At 51.3% G+C, this 15,177-nt stretch carries 13 protein-coding genes; 1 reads left to right on the top strand and 12 read right to left on the bottom strand.

Annotated elements, in window-relative coordinates; all coding sequences use genetic code 11:
* Nucleotides 1-49: 49 nt before the first annotated feature.
* The 3 genes from mazG to rlmD all read right to left on the bottom strand — a co-directional run bounded on the left by mazG (nt 50) and on the right by rlmD (nt 4,518).
* A complete protein-coding gene (mazG, locus tag ACVA58_RS26795) occupies nt 50-859 on the bottom strand; it encodes a nucleoside triphosphate pyrophosphohydrolase (RefSeq protein WP_446513308.1) in 810 nt (269 codons plus the stop codon).
* 81 nt (nt 860-940) lie between these two features.
* Complete coding sequence (relA, locus tag ACVA58_RS26790; RefSeq protein ID WP_446513307.1) at nt 941-3,166, bottom strand: GTP diphosphokinase; 2,226 nt, start codon at nt 3,164-3,166, stop codon at nt 941-943.
* Nucleotides 3,167-3,198: 32 nt separating this feature from the next.
* Nucleotides 3,199-4,518, bottom strand: a complete 1,320-nt coding sequence (gene rlmD, locus ACVA58_RS26785) for a 23S rRNA (uracil(1939)-C(5))-methyltransferase RlmD (protein WP_446513306.1) — start codon at nt 4,516-4,518, stop codon at nt 3,199-3,201.
* A gap of 153 nt (nt 4,519-4,671) precedes the next feature.
* On the opposite strand from rlmD, the gene barA reads away from it, so the two are divergent.
* On the top strand, nt 4,672-7,464 hold the full coding sequence (gene barA, locus ACVA58_RS26780; protein ID WP_446513305.1) for a two-component sensor histidine kinase BarA: 2,793 nt from the start codon (nt 4,672-4,674) through the stop codon (nt 7,462-7,464).
* A gap of 220 nt (nt 7,465-7,684) precedes the next feature.
* Here the strand turns inward: barA and acpS are convergent, their stop codons facing one another.
* The 9 genes from acpS to ACVA58_RS26735 all read right to left on the bottom strand — a co-directional run.
* A complete protein-coding gene (gene acpS, locus ACVA58_RS26775) occupies nt 7,685-8,065 on the bottom strand; it encodes a holo-ACP synthase (RefSeq protein ID WP_446513304.1) in 381 nt (126 codons plus the stop codon).
* Nucleotides 8,065-8,796, bottom strand: a complete 732-nt coding sequence (gene pdxJ, locus ACVA58_RS26770) for a pyridoxine 5'-phosphate synthase (protein ID WP_446513303.1) — start codon at nt 8,794-8,796, stop codon at nt 8,065-8,067. Before pdxJ ends, acpS begins: the two co-directional genes overlap by 1 nt.
* Nucleotides 8,793-9,503 carry a DNA repair protein RecO gene (gene recO / locus ACVA58_RS26765; RefSeq protein ID WP_428656394.1) on the bottom strand — a complete coding sequence of 237 codons (711 nt, stop codon included), beginning with the start codon at nt 9,501-9,503 and terminating at the stop codon, nt 8,793-8,795. Before recO ends, pdxJ begins: the two co-directional genes overlap by 4 nt.
* Nucleotides 9,504-9,511: 8 nt before the next feature.
* Nucleotides 9,512-10,417, bottom strand: a complete 906-nt coding sequence (gene era, locus ACVA58_RS26760; RefSeq protein ID WP_446513302.1) for a GTPase Era — start codon at nt 10,415-10,417, stop codon at nt 9,512-9,514.
* On the bottom strand, nt 10,414-11,088 hold the full coding sequence (gene rnc / locus ACVA58_RS26755; RefSeq protein WP_446513301.1) for a ribonuclease III: 675 nt from the start codon (nt 11,086-11,088) through the stop codon (nt 10,414-10,416). Before rnc ends, era begins: the two co-directional genes overlap by 4 nt.
* Nucleotides 11,089-11,098: 10 nt before the next feature.
* Nucleotides 11,099-11,998, bottom strand: a complete 900-nt coding sequence (lepB, locus tag ACVA58_RS26750; RefSeq protein WP_446513300.1) for a signal peptidase I — start codon at nt 11,996-11,998, stop codon at nt 11,099-11,101.
* A 176-nt stretch (nt 11,999-12,174) separates the two neighbouring features.
* Entirely contained in the window at nt 12,175-13,971 is a 1,797-nt protein-coding gene (lepA, locus tag ACVA58_RS26745; RefSeq protein ID WP_446513299.1) for a translation elongation factor 4, read from the bottom strand.
* Between the two features lie 78 nt (nt 13,972-14,049).
* Nucleotides 14,050-14,544 carry a SoxR reducing system RseC family protein gene (locus ACVA58_RS26740; protein WP_446513324.1) on the bottom strand — a complete coding sequence of 165 codons (495 nt, stop codon included), beginning with the start codon at nt 14,542-14,544 and terminating at the stop codon, nt 14,050-14,052.
* Nucleotides 14,544-15,177: MucB/RseB C-terminal domain-containing protein (locus ACVA58_RS26735; RefSeq protein WP_446513298.1), on the bottom strand; the 634-nt coding region annotated here is incomplete at its 5' end. The genes ACVA58_RS26735 and ACVA58_RS26740, both read right to left, overlap by 1 nt.

Here is a 15,177-nt window from a genome sequence, read left to right as displayed (position 1 = left end):
ATAGATTGAGCATTCATCCGTGCGACTGCCACTATCTCCCCCACCTCGCTTACTTTGTCTTCAGCTCGTTACGCTTGACCTCATCCCAGATAGCGTCCAAATATTCTAGGGAGCAATCGTCAAAGCACCTCCCTCTTTCTAGCACAGTTTTCTCCACTTCGCGAAAACGGCGCTCGAATTTCTGGTTGGCTTTCTTCAGAGCCACTTCCGGTTTGACCTGCACATGACGGCTGAAGTTGGCGACAGCAAACAACAAATCCCCCATTTCTTCTTCGATTTTACCTTGATCGGGTGACACTTGAATGACCTCTTCCATCACCTCTTCAATCTCTTCATGCACCTTGCCGACCACCGGCCCTAGGGTGTCCCAATCAAATCCGTGCTTGGCACAGCGCTTCTGGATTTTATCGGCCCGGATAAGCGCAGGCATAGCTTGCGGGATGTTAGCCAGCACACTGGTATCCTCTCCTTTGACTGAGCGCTCCTTGGCTTTCTCCGCTTCCCAATTGGCATTGATCTCTGCCTCATTGGCAAACTCAGTATCAGCAAACACATGCGGATGACGACGGGTCAGCTTCTCGTTGATACCACGGACCACATCATCAAAATCAAACAACCCCTGCTCTTTGCCAAGCTGACTGTAGAAAATCACTTGGAACAACAGATCACCGAGCTCCTCACGCACATCATCCCAATTCTGCTGCTCGATAGCATCAGCCACTTCGTAAGCTTCTTCCAGGGTATGCGGCACAATGGAGGAAAAGGTCTGTTTCAAGTCCCAAGGGCAACCCTGCTGTGGGTCACGCAACGTAGTCATAATCTCAACCAATTGCTCAATGGGCGCTTTGTTCTCGCTCATACTGTGATTTCCTTTCTTTGGCTAAAAAAAAGCGGGTCGCCTTCGCTTCCCGCTTCAAATAGTTATGTTCTGATTGCCATTTTAGTGCAATCGCTTGGCCTCGGCGACATCTCTCACCTGCTCGATACGCTTGAGGACCCGGCTCAAGACCTCAAGGTCGGTTAATTCGAGGTCGAAATCCATGATCGACATCTGCTTCTTGTAATCGACTCGGCTCTTCATTCCGGCCACTTTGACTTTTTCGTTGGCCAAAGTGTTGGTGAGCTCCTTGAGCAGACCGTTACGCTCAGCGGCCGTCACTCGGACAGTAATATGGTAATTGCCGACAAAGCCACCGCCCCATACCGTATCGATGATCCGTTCAGATGCCACATGGCGCAACTCCTCAAGCTGTTCACAGTCACTGCGGTGTACCGAGATCCCCCGTCCCTGCGTAACGAAGCCCTGAATATCATCGCCCGGGATAGGCTGACAACAGCGAGCGAGGTGGGTCATCAGGTTATCCACCCCTTCCACAACCACCGCATCACGCTGTGGCTTTTTGCTCGTCGCAGGCTTGCTGCTCGCTTCGGTCAGTTTCTCCAACAACTGCTGATCTTCTTCCTCAGCTGTCGGCTTGTTAACCAGAGCATTGATATGGTTGATGACCTGGTTAATCCGCAGATCACCGCTGCCGATCCCGGCAAACAATTCATCAGCCGAGTTGACATTGAAACGCTTGAGCCCGTATGCCTCAGCATCTTTCATGGTCGCGCCGATTTTCACCAGCTCGATGTCCAAGATATCCCTGCCTGCTGCAATGTTCTTGTCACGATCTTGCTTACGGAACCAAGCATGCACCTTGGAGCGGGCACGGCTCGACGTAACAAAACCAAGATTAGGGTTCAGCCAGTCTCGCGATGGGTTCGGCTCTTTCTGGGTGATAATTTCGACCTGCTCGCCCATTTGCAAGTGATAGGTGAAAGGCACAATGCGCCCTTCAACCTTCGCGCCAATACAGCGGTGACCGACTTCAGAGTGAATATGGTAAGCAAAATCTAGTGGGGTCGCATTCAGCGGCAAGTCGACCACGTCCCCTTTCGGCGTAAAGGCATAGACACGGTCATCAAACACCTGACTGCGTAACTCATCGAGCATCTCGCCCGAGTCGGACATCTCTTCCTGCCATGCCAGCAGTTTACGTAACCAATTGATTTTTTCATCATAAGACGATTTCGCGCCGCCCGATGAACCTTCTTTGTATTTCCAGTGAGCCGCGACCCCCAGCTCCGATTCTTCATGCATTTGCTTGGTGCGGATCTGGATCTCGATGGTTTTACCTTCCGGCCCCAAGACCACGGTGTGAATCGACTGGTAGCCATTCGGCTTGGGATTGGCGACATAGTCGTCAAACTCTTTTGGCAGGTGACGATACTTGGTATGCACCACACCCAACGCGGCATAACAATCTTGCAGCTGATCGGCAATAATACGGACGGCACGGACATCGAACAGTTCATCGAAGGCCAGGCTTTTCTTCTGCATTTTTCGCCAGATGCTGTAAATGTGCTTCGGTCGACCATGCACCTCAGCTTTGATGTGCGACGCCTTCATCGAGTCAGCCAAATCAGTGACGAAGTGATCGATATAATGCTCACGGTCGATTCGGCGTTCAGATAGCTGCTTGGCAATTTGCTTATAGGTATCAGGGTGGTTGTAACGGAAGGCGTAATCTTCAATCTCCCATTTCAACTGACCGATCCCTAGTCGGTTAGCCAGTGGCGCATAAATATTGGCACATTCCTTAGCCGCAGCTCGACGTACCGCATCCGGCTCGTCCTTCACTTCACGTAGATTGCAGATCCGCTCAGCAAGCTTGATCACCACACAACGGAAGTCATCAACCATCGACAGCAACATTCGGCGGATATTATCCACCTGCGCAGACTGCTCTGCGCCTTCCGTCGTTGCATTCAGTTGGCCGATGGCCGCCATTTGGCTTACCCCAACCACCATCTGCAAAATCGTGCCGTTATAATCTTCTTTTAATTGGTCTGGCTGATAAACCCCAGCCTCAAACAATGGAAATAGCAATGCTGCCACCAGCGTGTCTTTATCCATGCTTAAAGTAACTAGAATTTCCACCATCTCGCGGCCACGCCATAACAGTAACGGCGCGGACTCTTCCTCTGATGTCAACTCGATACATCGCTGATAAGTCTTGGTCAGATGCTTTGCAACCTTGGTATCCTGCTGCAGACTATCAACCCAAGAAGAAAGCTCAAATGTATCATTTTCCTTTAAATGCGCACCGCGAACTGCGACCATTTTTCTATCCTGTTTACTCTAGTAATGTGAGCCTATCGCTTGATAAACAATGCCATCGACTCCAAATGTCCGGTGTGAGGAAACATGTCCATCATACCCAACCGTTCCAACTGATAACCTTGCTTCAGTAATTCCTGACTGTCTCGTGCCAGGGTTGCCGGATTACAAGAGACATACACCACTCTCTCAGGCCCCAAGTTCACCACGTGCTGCATAACACCAGCCGCACCGGCCCGGGCAGGGTCGAGCAGTACCTTACTGAATTTTTCTTTTGCCCACGATTTTGCCGTGACATCATCATCTAGGTTCGCCTGATAAAATTCGGCATTAACCTGTTGATTATTTTTTGCATTCTCTGATGCACGATGCACCATCTCGTCAACACCTTCAACACCAACCAGTGCTTTTGCTCGCTTTGCGAGCGGTAAACTGAAATTACCAAGTCCGCAGAACAGATCAAGTACCCGGTCATCAGGTCCGACAGCCAACCAATCCATTGCTTGGGCTACCATTTTCTGGTTCACCTCACGGTTAACCTGAATAAAGTCCTTCGGCGAAAACGCTAGTTGCAGGCCTTCCAGCTCATAATAAGGCACCGGCCCGGAAATACTATCCAGAGCATCAGAAGTGGGCGCTAGATACAACATTAGCTGATGTTGGTCAGCAAACTGACGGAGGGCAGTCATGTCTTTGTCAGAAAATGGCTGAAGATGACGGATCAGCACAACCCGACCATTGTCGGCCTCAACCAGTTCGACATGACCAAGGTGCTTGCGCCCCTTCAACTGAGATAACAGAGTACGCAAAGCGGGTAAAAGTTCATTCAGTGACTGTGCCAGCACAGGACAGTGCTCTACATCAACAATTTCCTTGCTCTGCTTTTTACGAAAACCAATCTTAAGCTCTCCGCCCTTCGGCATGATGCTGAGGCGGGCGCAGCGGCGGTACTGCCACTCTTCGCTGGTGATAGGGGTAATCTGATCTACGTGCTCGCCGGCACGGGCAAACTTGCCCATCAGCTCTCCCAGCGACAGCTGCTTGGCTGCAACTTGGCCTTGGTGAGATAAGTGCTGCAGGTTACATCCGCCACATTGATCATAGATAGGACAAACAGGGGCTACCCGTTCGCTGCTATCACTCAAGCGGCGGATCACTTTTGCGCGGGCAAACTGCTTTTTGTCGTCCGTCAGCTGGATAATGGCCTTTTCCCCAGGCAATAACCCTTCGACAAACACCGGCTTGCGGTCGAGGTGACCAATACCGGCACCAAGGTGGTCGAGACGGCTGATGGTAATTTCTTTATGCTTGGTATCGGTTAATTTTCGTTTCTGAGGCTTAAAAAAGCGTGCCATAGTAATTGGATCCACGGAGCAATTGGTCCAAACTGGTGATTTCAACAACAGTTTGAGATGAGTTGATTGTCGAATAGCCTGACTTTCATTAAGCTAGCGGCCATAGATGGGATAATTGTCCCATAGAATCGCATTCTTGTAATTAAGAGAACCATGACCAAATATGGACTTCGTGCCAGGGTATTCACCCTGACATTAGCACCGACGCTGATTATTGGCCTGCTTTTGAGCACATTTTTTACCATGAGCCGATATCGCGATCTTGAACACCAGCTGATCTCAACCGGTGCCAGCATTATCGAGCCTCTGGCGATCTCTACCGAATATGGCATGGCCGACAAGAACCGCGAACCTGTGCGGCGATTGATTAGCTACGCCCATCGTAAACATTCGCAAATTGTACGCAGTATTGCGGTCTTCAATACCGACAATGAGCTGTTCGTTACTTCGAACTTCCACCGCAACTTCGAAGCCCTGATGTACCCCGATGATCAGCCGATCCCTATGCTGCTGGAGACCCGGCTCAATGAAAATTCGCTGATCCTACGGGCACCGATCCTCAAAGAGGGGCAGTTTAGCAACTCGTCTATTCCCGGCTATCAGGACGAAGTCCTCGGTTACATCGCCCTCGAACTCGACTTAAGTGCGCTACGCCTGCAACAATACCAAGAGGTGTTCACCGCCTTGATGGTTCTGCTGCTGGGCCTAACGCTATCATCTTTGTTTGCCTACCGGCTGATGAAAGATGTGACCCGCCCTATTTCACACATGGTAAGCGTGGTTGACCGCATTCGCCGTGGCCACCTTGATGTGCGAATTGAAGGACAGTTGCTCGGCGAGCTAGATACCCTGAAAAACGGGATCAATGCAATGGCGATTTCACTGTCGGAATACCATATCGAAATGCAGCAGAGTATCGATCAGGCCACTTCGGATCTGCGTGAAACCCTAGAGCAGCTGGAAATCCAGAATGTCGAGTTGGATATTGCCAAGAAACGGGCGCAGGAAGCTGCTCGGGTCAAATCCGAATTTCTGGCCAATATGTCACACGAACTGCGTACCCCGCTTAACGGGGTGATCGGCTTTACCCGACAGATGCTCAAAACCCGACTGAGCACCAGCCAGCAGGACTACCTACAGACCATCGAGAAGTCAGCCAACAACCTGCTAACCATCATCAACGATATCCTCGACTTCTCCAAGCTGGAAGCCGGTAAACTGCTGCTGGAAAATATCCCGTTCGACTTCACTGAGTCGCTGGATGAAGTAATGAAACTACTGGCCCCGAGCGCCCACGAAAAGGGGCTCGAGCTAACCCTCAAGGTCGACCACCGTATCCCAAGCGGCATGATTGGCGATCCACTGAGGATCCAACAGGTACTGACTAACCTGATCGGTAATGCGGTGAAATTTACCGAGCGCGGCAACATCGATGTTTCTGTTGAGCTCAAGACCGAACGCGATGAAAGCCTGGAGCTGCAATTTATGGTGCGTGATACCGGGATCGGTATTTCAGAGCGCCAGCAGGCCCAGCTATTCCAGGCCTTCAGCCAGGCAGATGCCAGTATTTCTCGCCGCTATGGCGGTACCGGTCTTGGTCTGGTGATCACCCAGAAACTGGTTAGCCAAATGGGAGGGGAAGTCAGCCTGACCAGCCGCCTCCACCAAGGCTCGACCTTCTGGTTCAGCCTGCGCTTGAACAAGACTGATCTGCCCGTGTCCCAGCCAATCGACACCCATTCATTGATGAACAAGAAACTGCTACTGATCGAACCAAACATGCAGGCAGCATCAGTGATCCAGCAGCGCCTGATCCGGGCGGGCATCCATGTCACGTACCGTTCAAGCATGCCAGACGATGCCGAGCACCACGACTTTACCCTGCTCAACCTGCCACCCGGCGAGCAGCCACCGCTTGCGACCTTGCTCGATCAGGTCTTCAAGGCCGAGCAGCTGAGTGAGAAAGTGATTGTCAGCCTGCCGACAACTGAACTGGCCTTGTCTGAGCGCCTGATCAATGCAGGGGTAACGTCGTGCTTACCTAAACCTTTGGGCCACCGTAAATTATTCGAATCCCTAGTCTGTGAGCCTGACCCGTTCAGCGAGCCTGAGCCACAACCGATCAGCAACGAAGCGCCAAGCATCCAGCCACTGACGGTCATGGCAGTCGATGATAACCCAGCGAATCTAAAACTGATCTCGGCACTGTTATGCGAACGGGTCGAAACGGTGATCACCGCCAGCGGAGGCCGAAAAGCTGTCGAATATGCCCACCAAAAAGCGTTTGATCTGATCTTCATGGATATCCAAATGCCAGAAATGGATGGGGTCATGGCCTGTCAGGAAATCCACAAAACCGAACTCAACCACTCAACACCGGTGATTGCCGTTACCGCCCACGCTATGGCGGGTGAGCGTGAACGCTTGATTGAAGCCGGGATGGATGACTACCTGACCAAGCCTATTGAAGAGCGTATCCTGCAGCAAATTCTGGCCAAGTGGACCACTCCGCACGACAAACCGATTGCTGAACTCGAGGCACCAAGCACCGAGCAAGCCGGTACTAGCCTTGAGGCCGAAAACAATGAAGCAACGACAGCCATCAACACCAATATCAGTTGGGATTGGGATTTGGCTCTGAAACAAGCAGCCGGTAAGGAAGATCTGGCCAAGGATATGCTACAGATGCTGCTCGACTTCATGCCCGAAGTGGAGATGCTGGTTAACGAAGCGATCGATGGCAAGGATATCGAGCTGTGGCCGCCAATCCACAAGCTCCACGGTAGCTGTGCTTACAGCGGCGTACCGCGCCTCAAGAACCTGTGCCACACCATCGAGACCGAGCTCAAAGCCGGTGCATCCACAGACGATATCGAGCCAGAGTTGTTCGAGCTTATCGATGAGATGAATAACGTAGTCAAGGCGTCGAAGGCGTATAGGCACTAAAGATCCTAGAGGCGAGATCCTAGTTCCTAGATAGGTTCTGGGTTCTGGGTTCTGGGTTCTGGGTTCTGGGTTCTGGGACGTAGGGCTATGCCTAGATATAAAAAAAGCGAGTCAACTGACTCGCTTTTTCTTTTCAAGCTGTTCGCTCTTGCTTTGCCTATTTGCCTAGGAGCCAGTTCTTCCTTGGAACTAGGTTCTAGGATCTCTCCCCCAGGCTCCTTTACGATTCTAGAATCACCGTCGCGACGGCGTACTTCTTCTCGTCGGCAATAGTCAGGTGGACATGCGTCACCCCCATCGCCTCGGCAAGCTCGGCCGCTTTGCCTGATAGTGCCAGCAAGGGCTTGCCACGCTCATCGTTGGTCACGGTGAAGTCATGGAAGGTCACCCCACAGGCAATACCGGTCCCCAGCGCTTTTGACGCCGCTTCCTTGACCGCAAAGCGTTTTGCAAGATAACGTCCCTGGTGCTTGAGCGATTGGTAAACCGCATATTCGCTAGGGGCTAGCAGGCGTTGTGCAAAGGCATCACCGGTACGGGCAAAGACTTTCTCCACCCGCTCGATATCGGCAATGTCCGTACCCAAACCAATGATAGCCATTACCGGCGAGCACTCAACATTTCTTCGCGCATATCAGCAACCGCTTTATCCAAGCCGTCGAATACCGCGCGGCCAATAATAGAATGACCGATATTAAGCTCGTACAGCTCAGGTAGGGCAGCGATCGGTTTCACGTTATGGTAAGTCAAGCCATGACCCGCGTTGACCTTGATACCCTGATCATCGGCGTAGCTTGCCGCTGCGGCGATTTTCTTCAGCTCAGCCTGCTGCTCTTCTTCCGTTTCGGCATCAGCATAGTGGCCGGTGTGCAGCTCGATATAAGGTGCACCACAGGCAACAGAAGCATCAATCTGGCCACGATCGGCATCGATAAAGAGTGATACCTTGATACCGGCTTGCGTCAACGTCGCTGTCGCGGCTTTGATTTTTTCAAGCTGGCCCGCAACATCCAAGCCGCCTTCGGTGGTCAGCTCTTCACGCTTCTCCGGTACCAGACAAACAAACTCAGGCTTGGTGTCCAGTGCGATCTGAACCATCTCGTCGGTCACCGCCATTTCCAGGTTCATACGGGTCTGGATAGTCTCGCGTAGGATACGGACATCACGGTCGGTAATGTGGCGACGGTCCTCACGCAAGTGGATGGTTATACCGTCTGCTCCGGCACGCTCTGCCACCTCGGCCGCATGCACCGGATCCGGGTAACGGGTGCCACGGGCATTACGTAAAGTCGCAATATGGTCAATATTCACGCCGAGTAAGATGTTGTTCATTTTCCGGTACTCCTTCCTCTAGGGATAAACAATTCCCTGCTTTTTAATGGTTTGCCGCCAAGATAAGGCTTTAGGGCGATACGTGTAAAGCGCTTTGCCGCCCGGAGCTGGTCTGGGGTTTCGAAGCGACGGGCCGCAATAGCTTTGAGCTGCTCACCGGTAAAAGTTAATTGCCCCATTTTTAGCGAGGCGATAAAACCCAACTGCTCCCGGTAGTTGTAAGTCATCGTATCATCCACCGGCAAGCTGCTACCCGCACAGTGGAGAAAGTCGATGCCGTAGCCCAAATGTTGCAGTAACGCGAGCTCGAAACGCCGCAATGCTGGCTCTGGATTCTCCGCTTGTGCCAGCTCACGCAGCACATTCAGGTAATCCAGAAACAGCACAGGGTAAGGGGTATTCGTCTCCAGTACCCGAGCTAATAACTCATTGACGTACATGGCTGAATACAAGATATAGCTGCGCATCGGCAGACCGATACTGATTGGTTCGGCATGCGTTAATACGGGCATACTGCCCTTGCCGGACCACTTCATGAAGAGAGGAGTGAAGGGCTGGAGTGCCCCTTTGAGGTTAGAGCGCTTGCGGCGCGCCCCTTTTGACAGGAGAGTAAGACGGCCCGAGTCCTCGCTGAAGACGTCGAGGATCAGGCTCGTCTCGCTATAAGGACGAGAATGAAGGACAAAACAACGCTGAAGCCCTTCCATTCGCTACCTTATAGATCGTCAATATAGCCTAGGCTACGCAGGGCACGTTCATCATCAGCCCAACCAGATTTCACTTTTACCCACAGCTCAAGGTACACCTTGCGCTCGAACAGATCTTCCATATCAATACGGGCTTCACGGCCGATGACTTTCATCTTCTCACCGTTTTTACCGATCACCATTTTCTTCTGGCCTTTACGTTCAACCAGAATCAAACCATTGATATCAAAACCGTTAGTACGTGGGTTGAAATCGAAACGTTCGATTTCTACCGTTACCGAGTATGGCAGTTCATCACCCAAGAAACGCATCAGTTTCTCACGGATAATTTCTGAAGCCATAAAGCGCTGAGAACGGTCAGTGACATACTCTTCCGGGAAGTAATATTCGCCTTCAGGAATGTGCTTACGTACGATCTTCTCAACGGCATCTACGTTAGTACCGCTTTTCGCTGAAATAGGCACAACATCAACAAAGTCCATTTTCTTAGACAATGCATCTAGATGCGGGAATAACTCGCCTTTTTCTTTAACGTTATCAACTTTGTTGATCAACAGTACTGTTGGTAACTCACTCTTTTTAAGCTTGTTCAGTACCATCTCATCATCGTCAGTCCACATCGTACCGTCGACCAAGAACAGCACCAACTCGACATCAGTCAGCGAGCTGCTGGCCGCACGGTTCATCAAACGGTTGATAGTCCGCTTCTCTTCAATGTGCAGACCTGGAGTATCTACATAAACCGCCTGATAGCCATCGCGGGTATCAACACCCATGATACGATGACGTGTAGTCTGGGGTTTACGCGAAGTAATAGAGAGCTTCTGTCCGACAAGACGGTTCAGGAGCGTCGATTTGCCTACATTCGGGCGACCGACGATGGCAATAAAGCCACAGTGTTGCTTATCTGTCATGATTCCAACTGCTTAAGCGCAATTTCTGCCGCTGCCTGCTCTGCCTTGCGCCGACTGCCGCCTTTACCGATAACAGGCTTCTCCAAGCCTGCCACTTCACACTGCACCGTAAACTCTTGGTTATGTGCCTCTCCATGTACCTTAGTTACCGTATAGGCAGGTAATGGCTGGCGACGTCCCTGCAGGCATTCCTGTAGGCGCGTTTTCGGATCTTTCTGGTTGATACCCGGCTTGATCGTTTCAAGGCGGGACTGGTACCAGCTAAGCACGATACTACGCGCCTTCTCAATATCGCTATCAAGGTAGATAGCGCCAATGATAGCCTCGACACAGTCAGCCAGGATCGAATCACGGCGGAAGCCACCGCTTTTCAGCTCGCCAGGACCAAGCAGCAAGTGATCGCCAAGATCAAACTCGCGGCCTAACTCAGCCAGTGTCTTACCACGTACCAGTGTGGCACGCATGCGGCTCATGTCGCCTTCATCCACTTCCGGGAAGCGGTGATAGAGATCATCAGCGATCACGAAGCTGAGGATCGAATCGCCCAGAAATTCCAGACGCTCGTTGTGTGTCCCATTGGCACTGCGGTGTGTCAGTGCCAGAGTCATCAAATCAATATTGTTAAATTGGTAGCCCAGCTTACGCTGGAGCCTGTTTGCAGGAGTGGTCATTTTTTCCCGATCAGTTTATGCCACCGATGCGGCTAAAACGCACACCGGTAGGAATCCAAGATGGAAGTGCACTGTCAGCACCTCGTTCAAACTCAAAGCTGATCCAGATCCCGACCGCCTTGCCCACTAGGTTAGCTTCAGGTACGAAGCCCCAGTAACGGCTATCTGCACTATTGTCGCGGTTGTCGCCCATCACGAAATACTGGCCTTCAGGCACAACCCACTCGCTGATCCCCGGGCGTGGCTGGTAGGCCAACGTACGGTCGCGTTTCAGTGGATGTACCAGGATCTGGTGTTCATGTTCGCCCAACTGCTCGTTGAACTGCACCAGACGGGTCATACCCTGGCTAAATTCGCTATCGGTCATCTCTGTCAACGGTACAGGCTTACACTCGCTTGATCCTTTCGTCGCCACACAAATTTGTTTGTGGGCACTGTAACGAACGGTATCGCCCGGTAAGCCAACGACACGCTTGATGTAATCGATGTTCGGCTGAGGCGGGTATTTGAATACCACAATGTCGCCACGTTCTGGGTCACCGGTTTCAACCATCTGATGGCGGAAAACCGGGTCTTTCAGACCGTAAGCAAACTTCTCAACCAGAATGAAATCACCAACTAGCAAGGTCGGCATCATCGAACCGGATGGGATCTGGAACGGCTCATAAATAAATGAGCGAAATACCATAATGAGCGCGATCACCGGAAACATCGAACTGGCAGACTCTACCCAGCTCGGTTGCGGTGCCACGGTCTGTAGAGTTTTAGCATCCACCTGATCGCCGGCATTTGCTGCCGCCGCTTCAATTTTTAATTGGCGCTTCGGCGCCCAGATAAATTTATCTAGAGCCCAAATGATCCCGGTCGCCAATGTTGCCAGTACCAGGATAAGCGAAAAAGTATTTGCCATTATCTTCCCTACTTATATCAAGTACCAAGCCGGCAGCAGCGGCAACTTGCCGATTACTGCCCACTCGATATAACAATGCAGCAAGACGAGCCTGCTGCATTGCATCTGTTATCAATGTCTTTGCTTATGGTAGCAAGGTGGACACAAAAGCGTCCAGTGATAACAATAAGTTATAGTTATTTGTCTTTACCCACATGCAAAATAGCAAGGAAAGCTTCCTGCGGCAGTTCGACGTTACCGATCTGCTTCATTCGCTTCTTACCTTCTTTCTGCTTCTGTAGGAGCTTTTTCTTACGGCTAATATCACCACCGTAACACTTAGCGATTACGTTTTTACGCAGCTGCTTAACAGTGGCACGAGCAATGATCATGCCGCCAATCGCAGCCTGGATAGCAATATCGAACATCTGGCGAGGAATGAATTCCTTCATTTTATCAACCAAATCACGACCACGACCATTCGCATTGTCTTTGTGCGTAATAATAGCCAGCGCATCAACACGCTCACCATTGATCATCACATCAACACGAACCATGTTGGATGGCTCATAGCGCTGGAAGTTGTAATCTAGCGATGCATAACCGCGAGACGTCGACTTTAGGCGATCGAAGAAGTCCAATACCACTTCAGACATCGGAATATCGTATGTCAGAGCAACTTGGTTACCGTGGTAAACCATGTCTACCTGCATACCACGCTTCTCAACACACAAGGTGATCACGTTGCCGAGATATTCACTTGGTACCAAGATGTTACAGCGTGCAATAGGCTCGCCGATCACTTCGATATCGTTAACTGCTGGTAATTTCGATGGGCTATCAACATAGATCATCGAACCATCAGATTTCTCGACCTCGTAAACTACCGTCGGTGCCGTGGTGATCAACGCAAGGTTGTATTCACGCTCAAGACGCTCTTGAATGATTTCCATGTGCAGCATACCAAGGAAGCCACAACGGAAACCAAAGCCCAGTGCCGCCGAGCTTTCTGGCTCGTAGAACAAAGAGGCATCGTTCAGGCTTAGCTTGCCAAGTGCATCACGGAAGTTTTCATAGTCATCGGAAGATACCGGGAACAGACCTGCGTAAACCTGAGGCTTCACTTTTTGGAAACCTGGCAGCGCTTCTTCGCAACCATTTTTCGCCAAGGTCAGGGTATCGCCCACGGGCGCGCCCAGGATATCTTTGATACCACAAACAACCCAGCCAACTTCACCGGTGTTCAGTTCTGTAGTATCAACTTGTTTTGGTGTGAAGATACCAAGACGGTCAACACCCCAAACCTGGTCGGTACTCATTACCTTGATTTTGTCATTCTTCTTCAGTTTACCGTTTTTAATTCGGACCAAAGAAACAACACCAAGATAGTTATCGAACCAAGAATCGATGATCAGTGCCTGAAGCGGCGCTTCCGGATCGCCTTCCGGCGCAGGAATTGCTGATACAATGTTTTCAAGAACATCATCAACACCTAGGCCTGTTTTCGCCGAACAGCGAGTCGCTTCCAGGGCATCGATACCAACAATGTCTTCAATTTCTTCTGCTACGCGCTCAGGGTCGGCCGCCGGTAGGTCAATCTTGTTCAAGATTGGCACTACTTCTAGGTCCATTTCCATCGCTGTATAACAGTTTGCCAGTGTTTGAGCCTCAACCCCCTGGCCAGCATCAACAACCAACAGCGCACCTTCACAGGCCGCCAAAGAACGAGAGACTTCGTATGAGAAGTCAACGTGTCCAGGGGTGTCGATAAAGTTCAACTGGTAGGTTTCACCATCTTTAGCCGTATAGTCGAGCGTCACGCTCTGGGCTTTGATAGTGATACCGCGTTCGCGTTCAAGATCCATGGAATCCAGAACCTGCGCAGCCATTTCACGATCGGAAAGGCCGCCACAGACTTGGATTAGGCGGTCGGATAAGGTCGACTTACCATGGTCGATATGTGCAATAATCGAAAAGTTACGAATGTGCTTCATGAATTGGCGTGACTAACTCGTGATTAAAAATGAATGGGATCTACAGATCAAGTTGACGGATTCTACCGAATTTCGCCGCTAGCCGCTATCTTTCGATGCGCCATTTATTGCTAACGCTGCTGAAACCGGACTTCCGAGCACCCGGATAAGGTGAGGTTTATAGGCTGAGGTCCCTTCTACCCGCATCGCCAATCGGCGTGCCAAACCCAATCCAAGCGCCGCACTCACTAGTGCTGTCAAGATCACTCCCAGCTCTCCGCCACCTGCCAATGTCACAAACCACCATTGGCCAAGCGCCGCTCCTAGCACTAAGCATAGCAAAGGCAGCACATAAACTAAGGTTGCAGAATGAAGCATGCTGCGTTCGGATAGGCCGATCTCAACCACATCACCGACCTTGGCCGGTTTATCGGTCGCAATTTTAAGCTGGTGCTGGCGCCCCGGTAACGCCTTGCTGACGATACCGGTTCCGCAACTGTCACGAGAGGCACAGCTGCCGCAACTGGTTTGTTGCTGGCAACTAACCGTGATTTCGCCGGGTTTGGCAGCAATCACTTCAGCCAGTGAACGCATCACGGGGTTTTGCTCCCGGTCGCGTCAAATACCACCGATTCCGCAACCCGTCGCGCTGTTGCCGGCGGGATATCACCGACCACGGTCACTTCTTTGTCATTGAGCAGATAGCTATGCAGCGTCCTGCGGCCTTGGCGCACCAGTTGCTCCCTGACAGTAAAGTTATCGGCTGATGAAATATAAATCGAGAAACTGAACAAACCATCACTGAACATTTTGCTCTCAACTGGACGCTCGGTCATCATCAACCGGTGTCGATTGCGCGAGATGGATTCAAACCCTTGAGGCAACCAGCTAACCTGCCAATCAAGTTCAGCCTGAGGCTGAGGTGGCAGTTGCACCACGGCCGGCAGTTCGACAGTCTTCAGGTTTTTCAGGACATCTGCGACCTTAGGGTTGATGACATAAGATACCGCACGGTATTGCTCCAGCGGCTCACCGTCACGATCAAGCAAGTCGGCGCGCATCACCAGCTTACTGCGGGTATCAATCCACAACAGGTAAGAATAACGGGCGCCATCTTTAGGGGCAATCCGCACCACGTCACAGGCAACACCAGCCTCGCGAGCACGTCCCATCGAGATGAAGTCGTAATAGCCTGCCAACTCATTGATGTCGGTTTTCATTATTGGC

The organism is Photobacterium sp. DNB22_13_2, from assembly GCF_052873915.1.
Note: the sequence above shows the minus strand (reverse complement) of the source record. Positions and strands in the feature narration are given on the sequence as shown.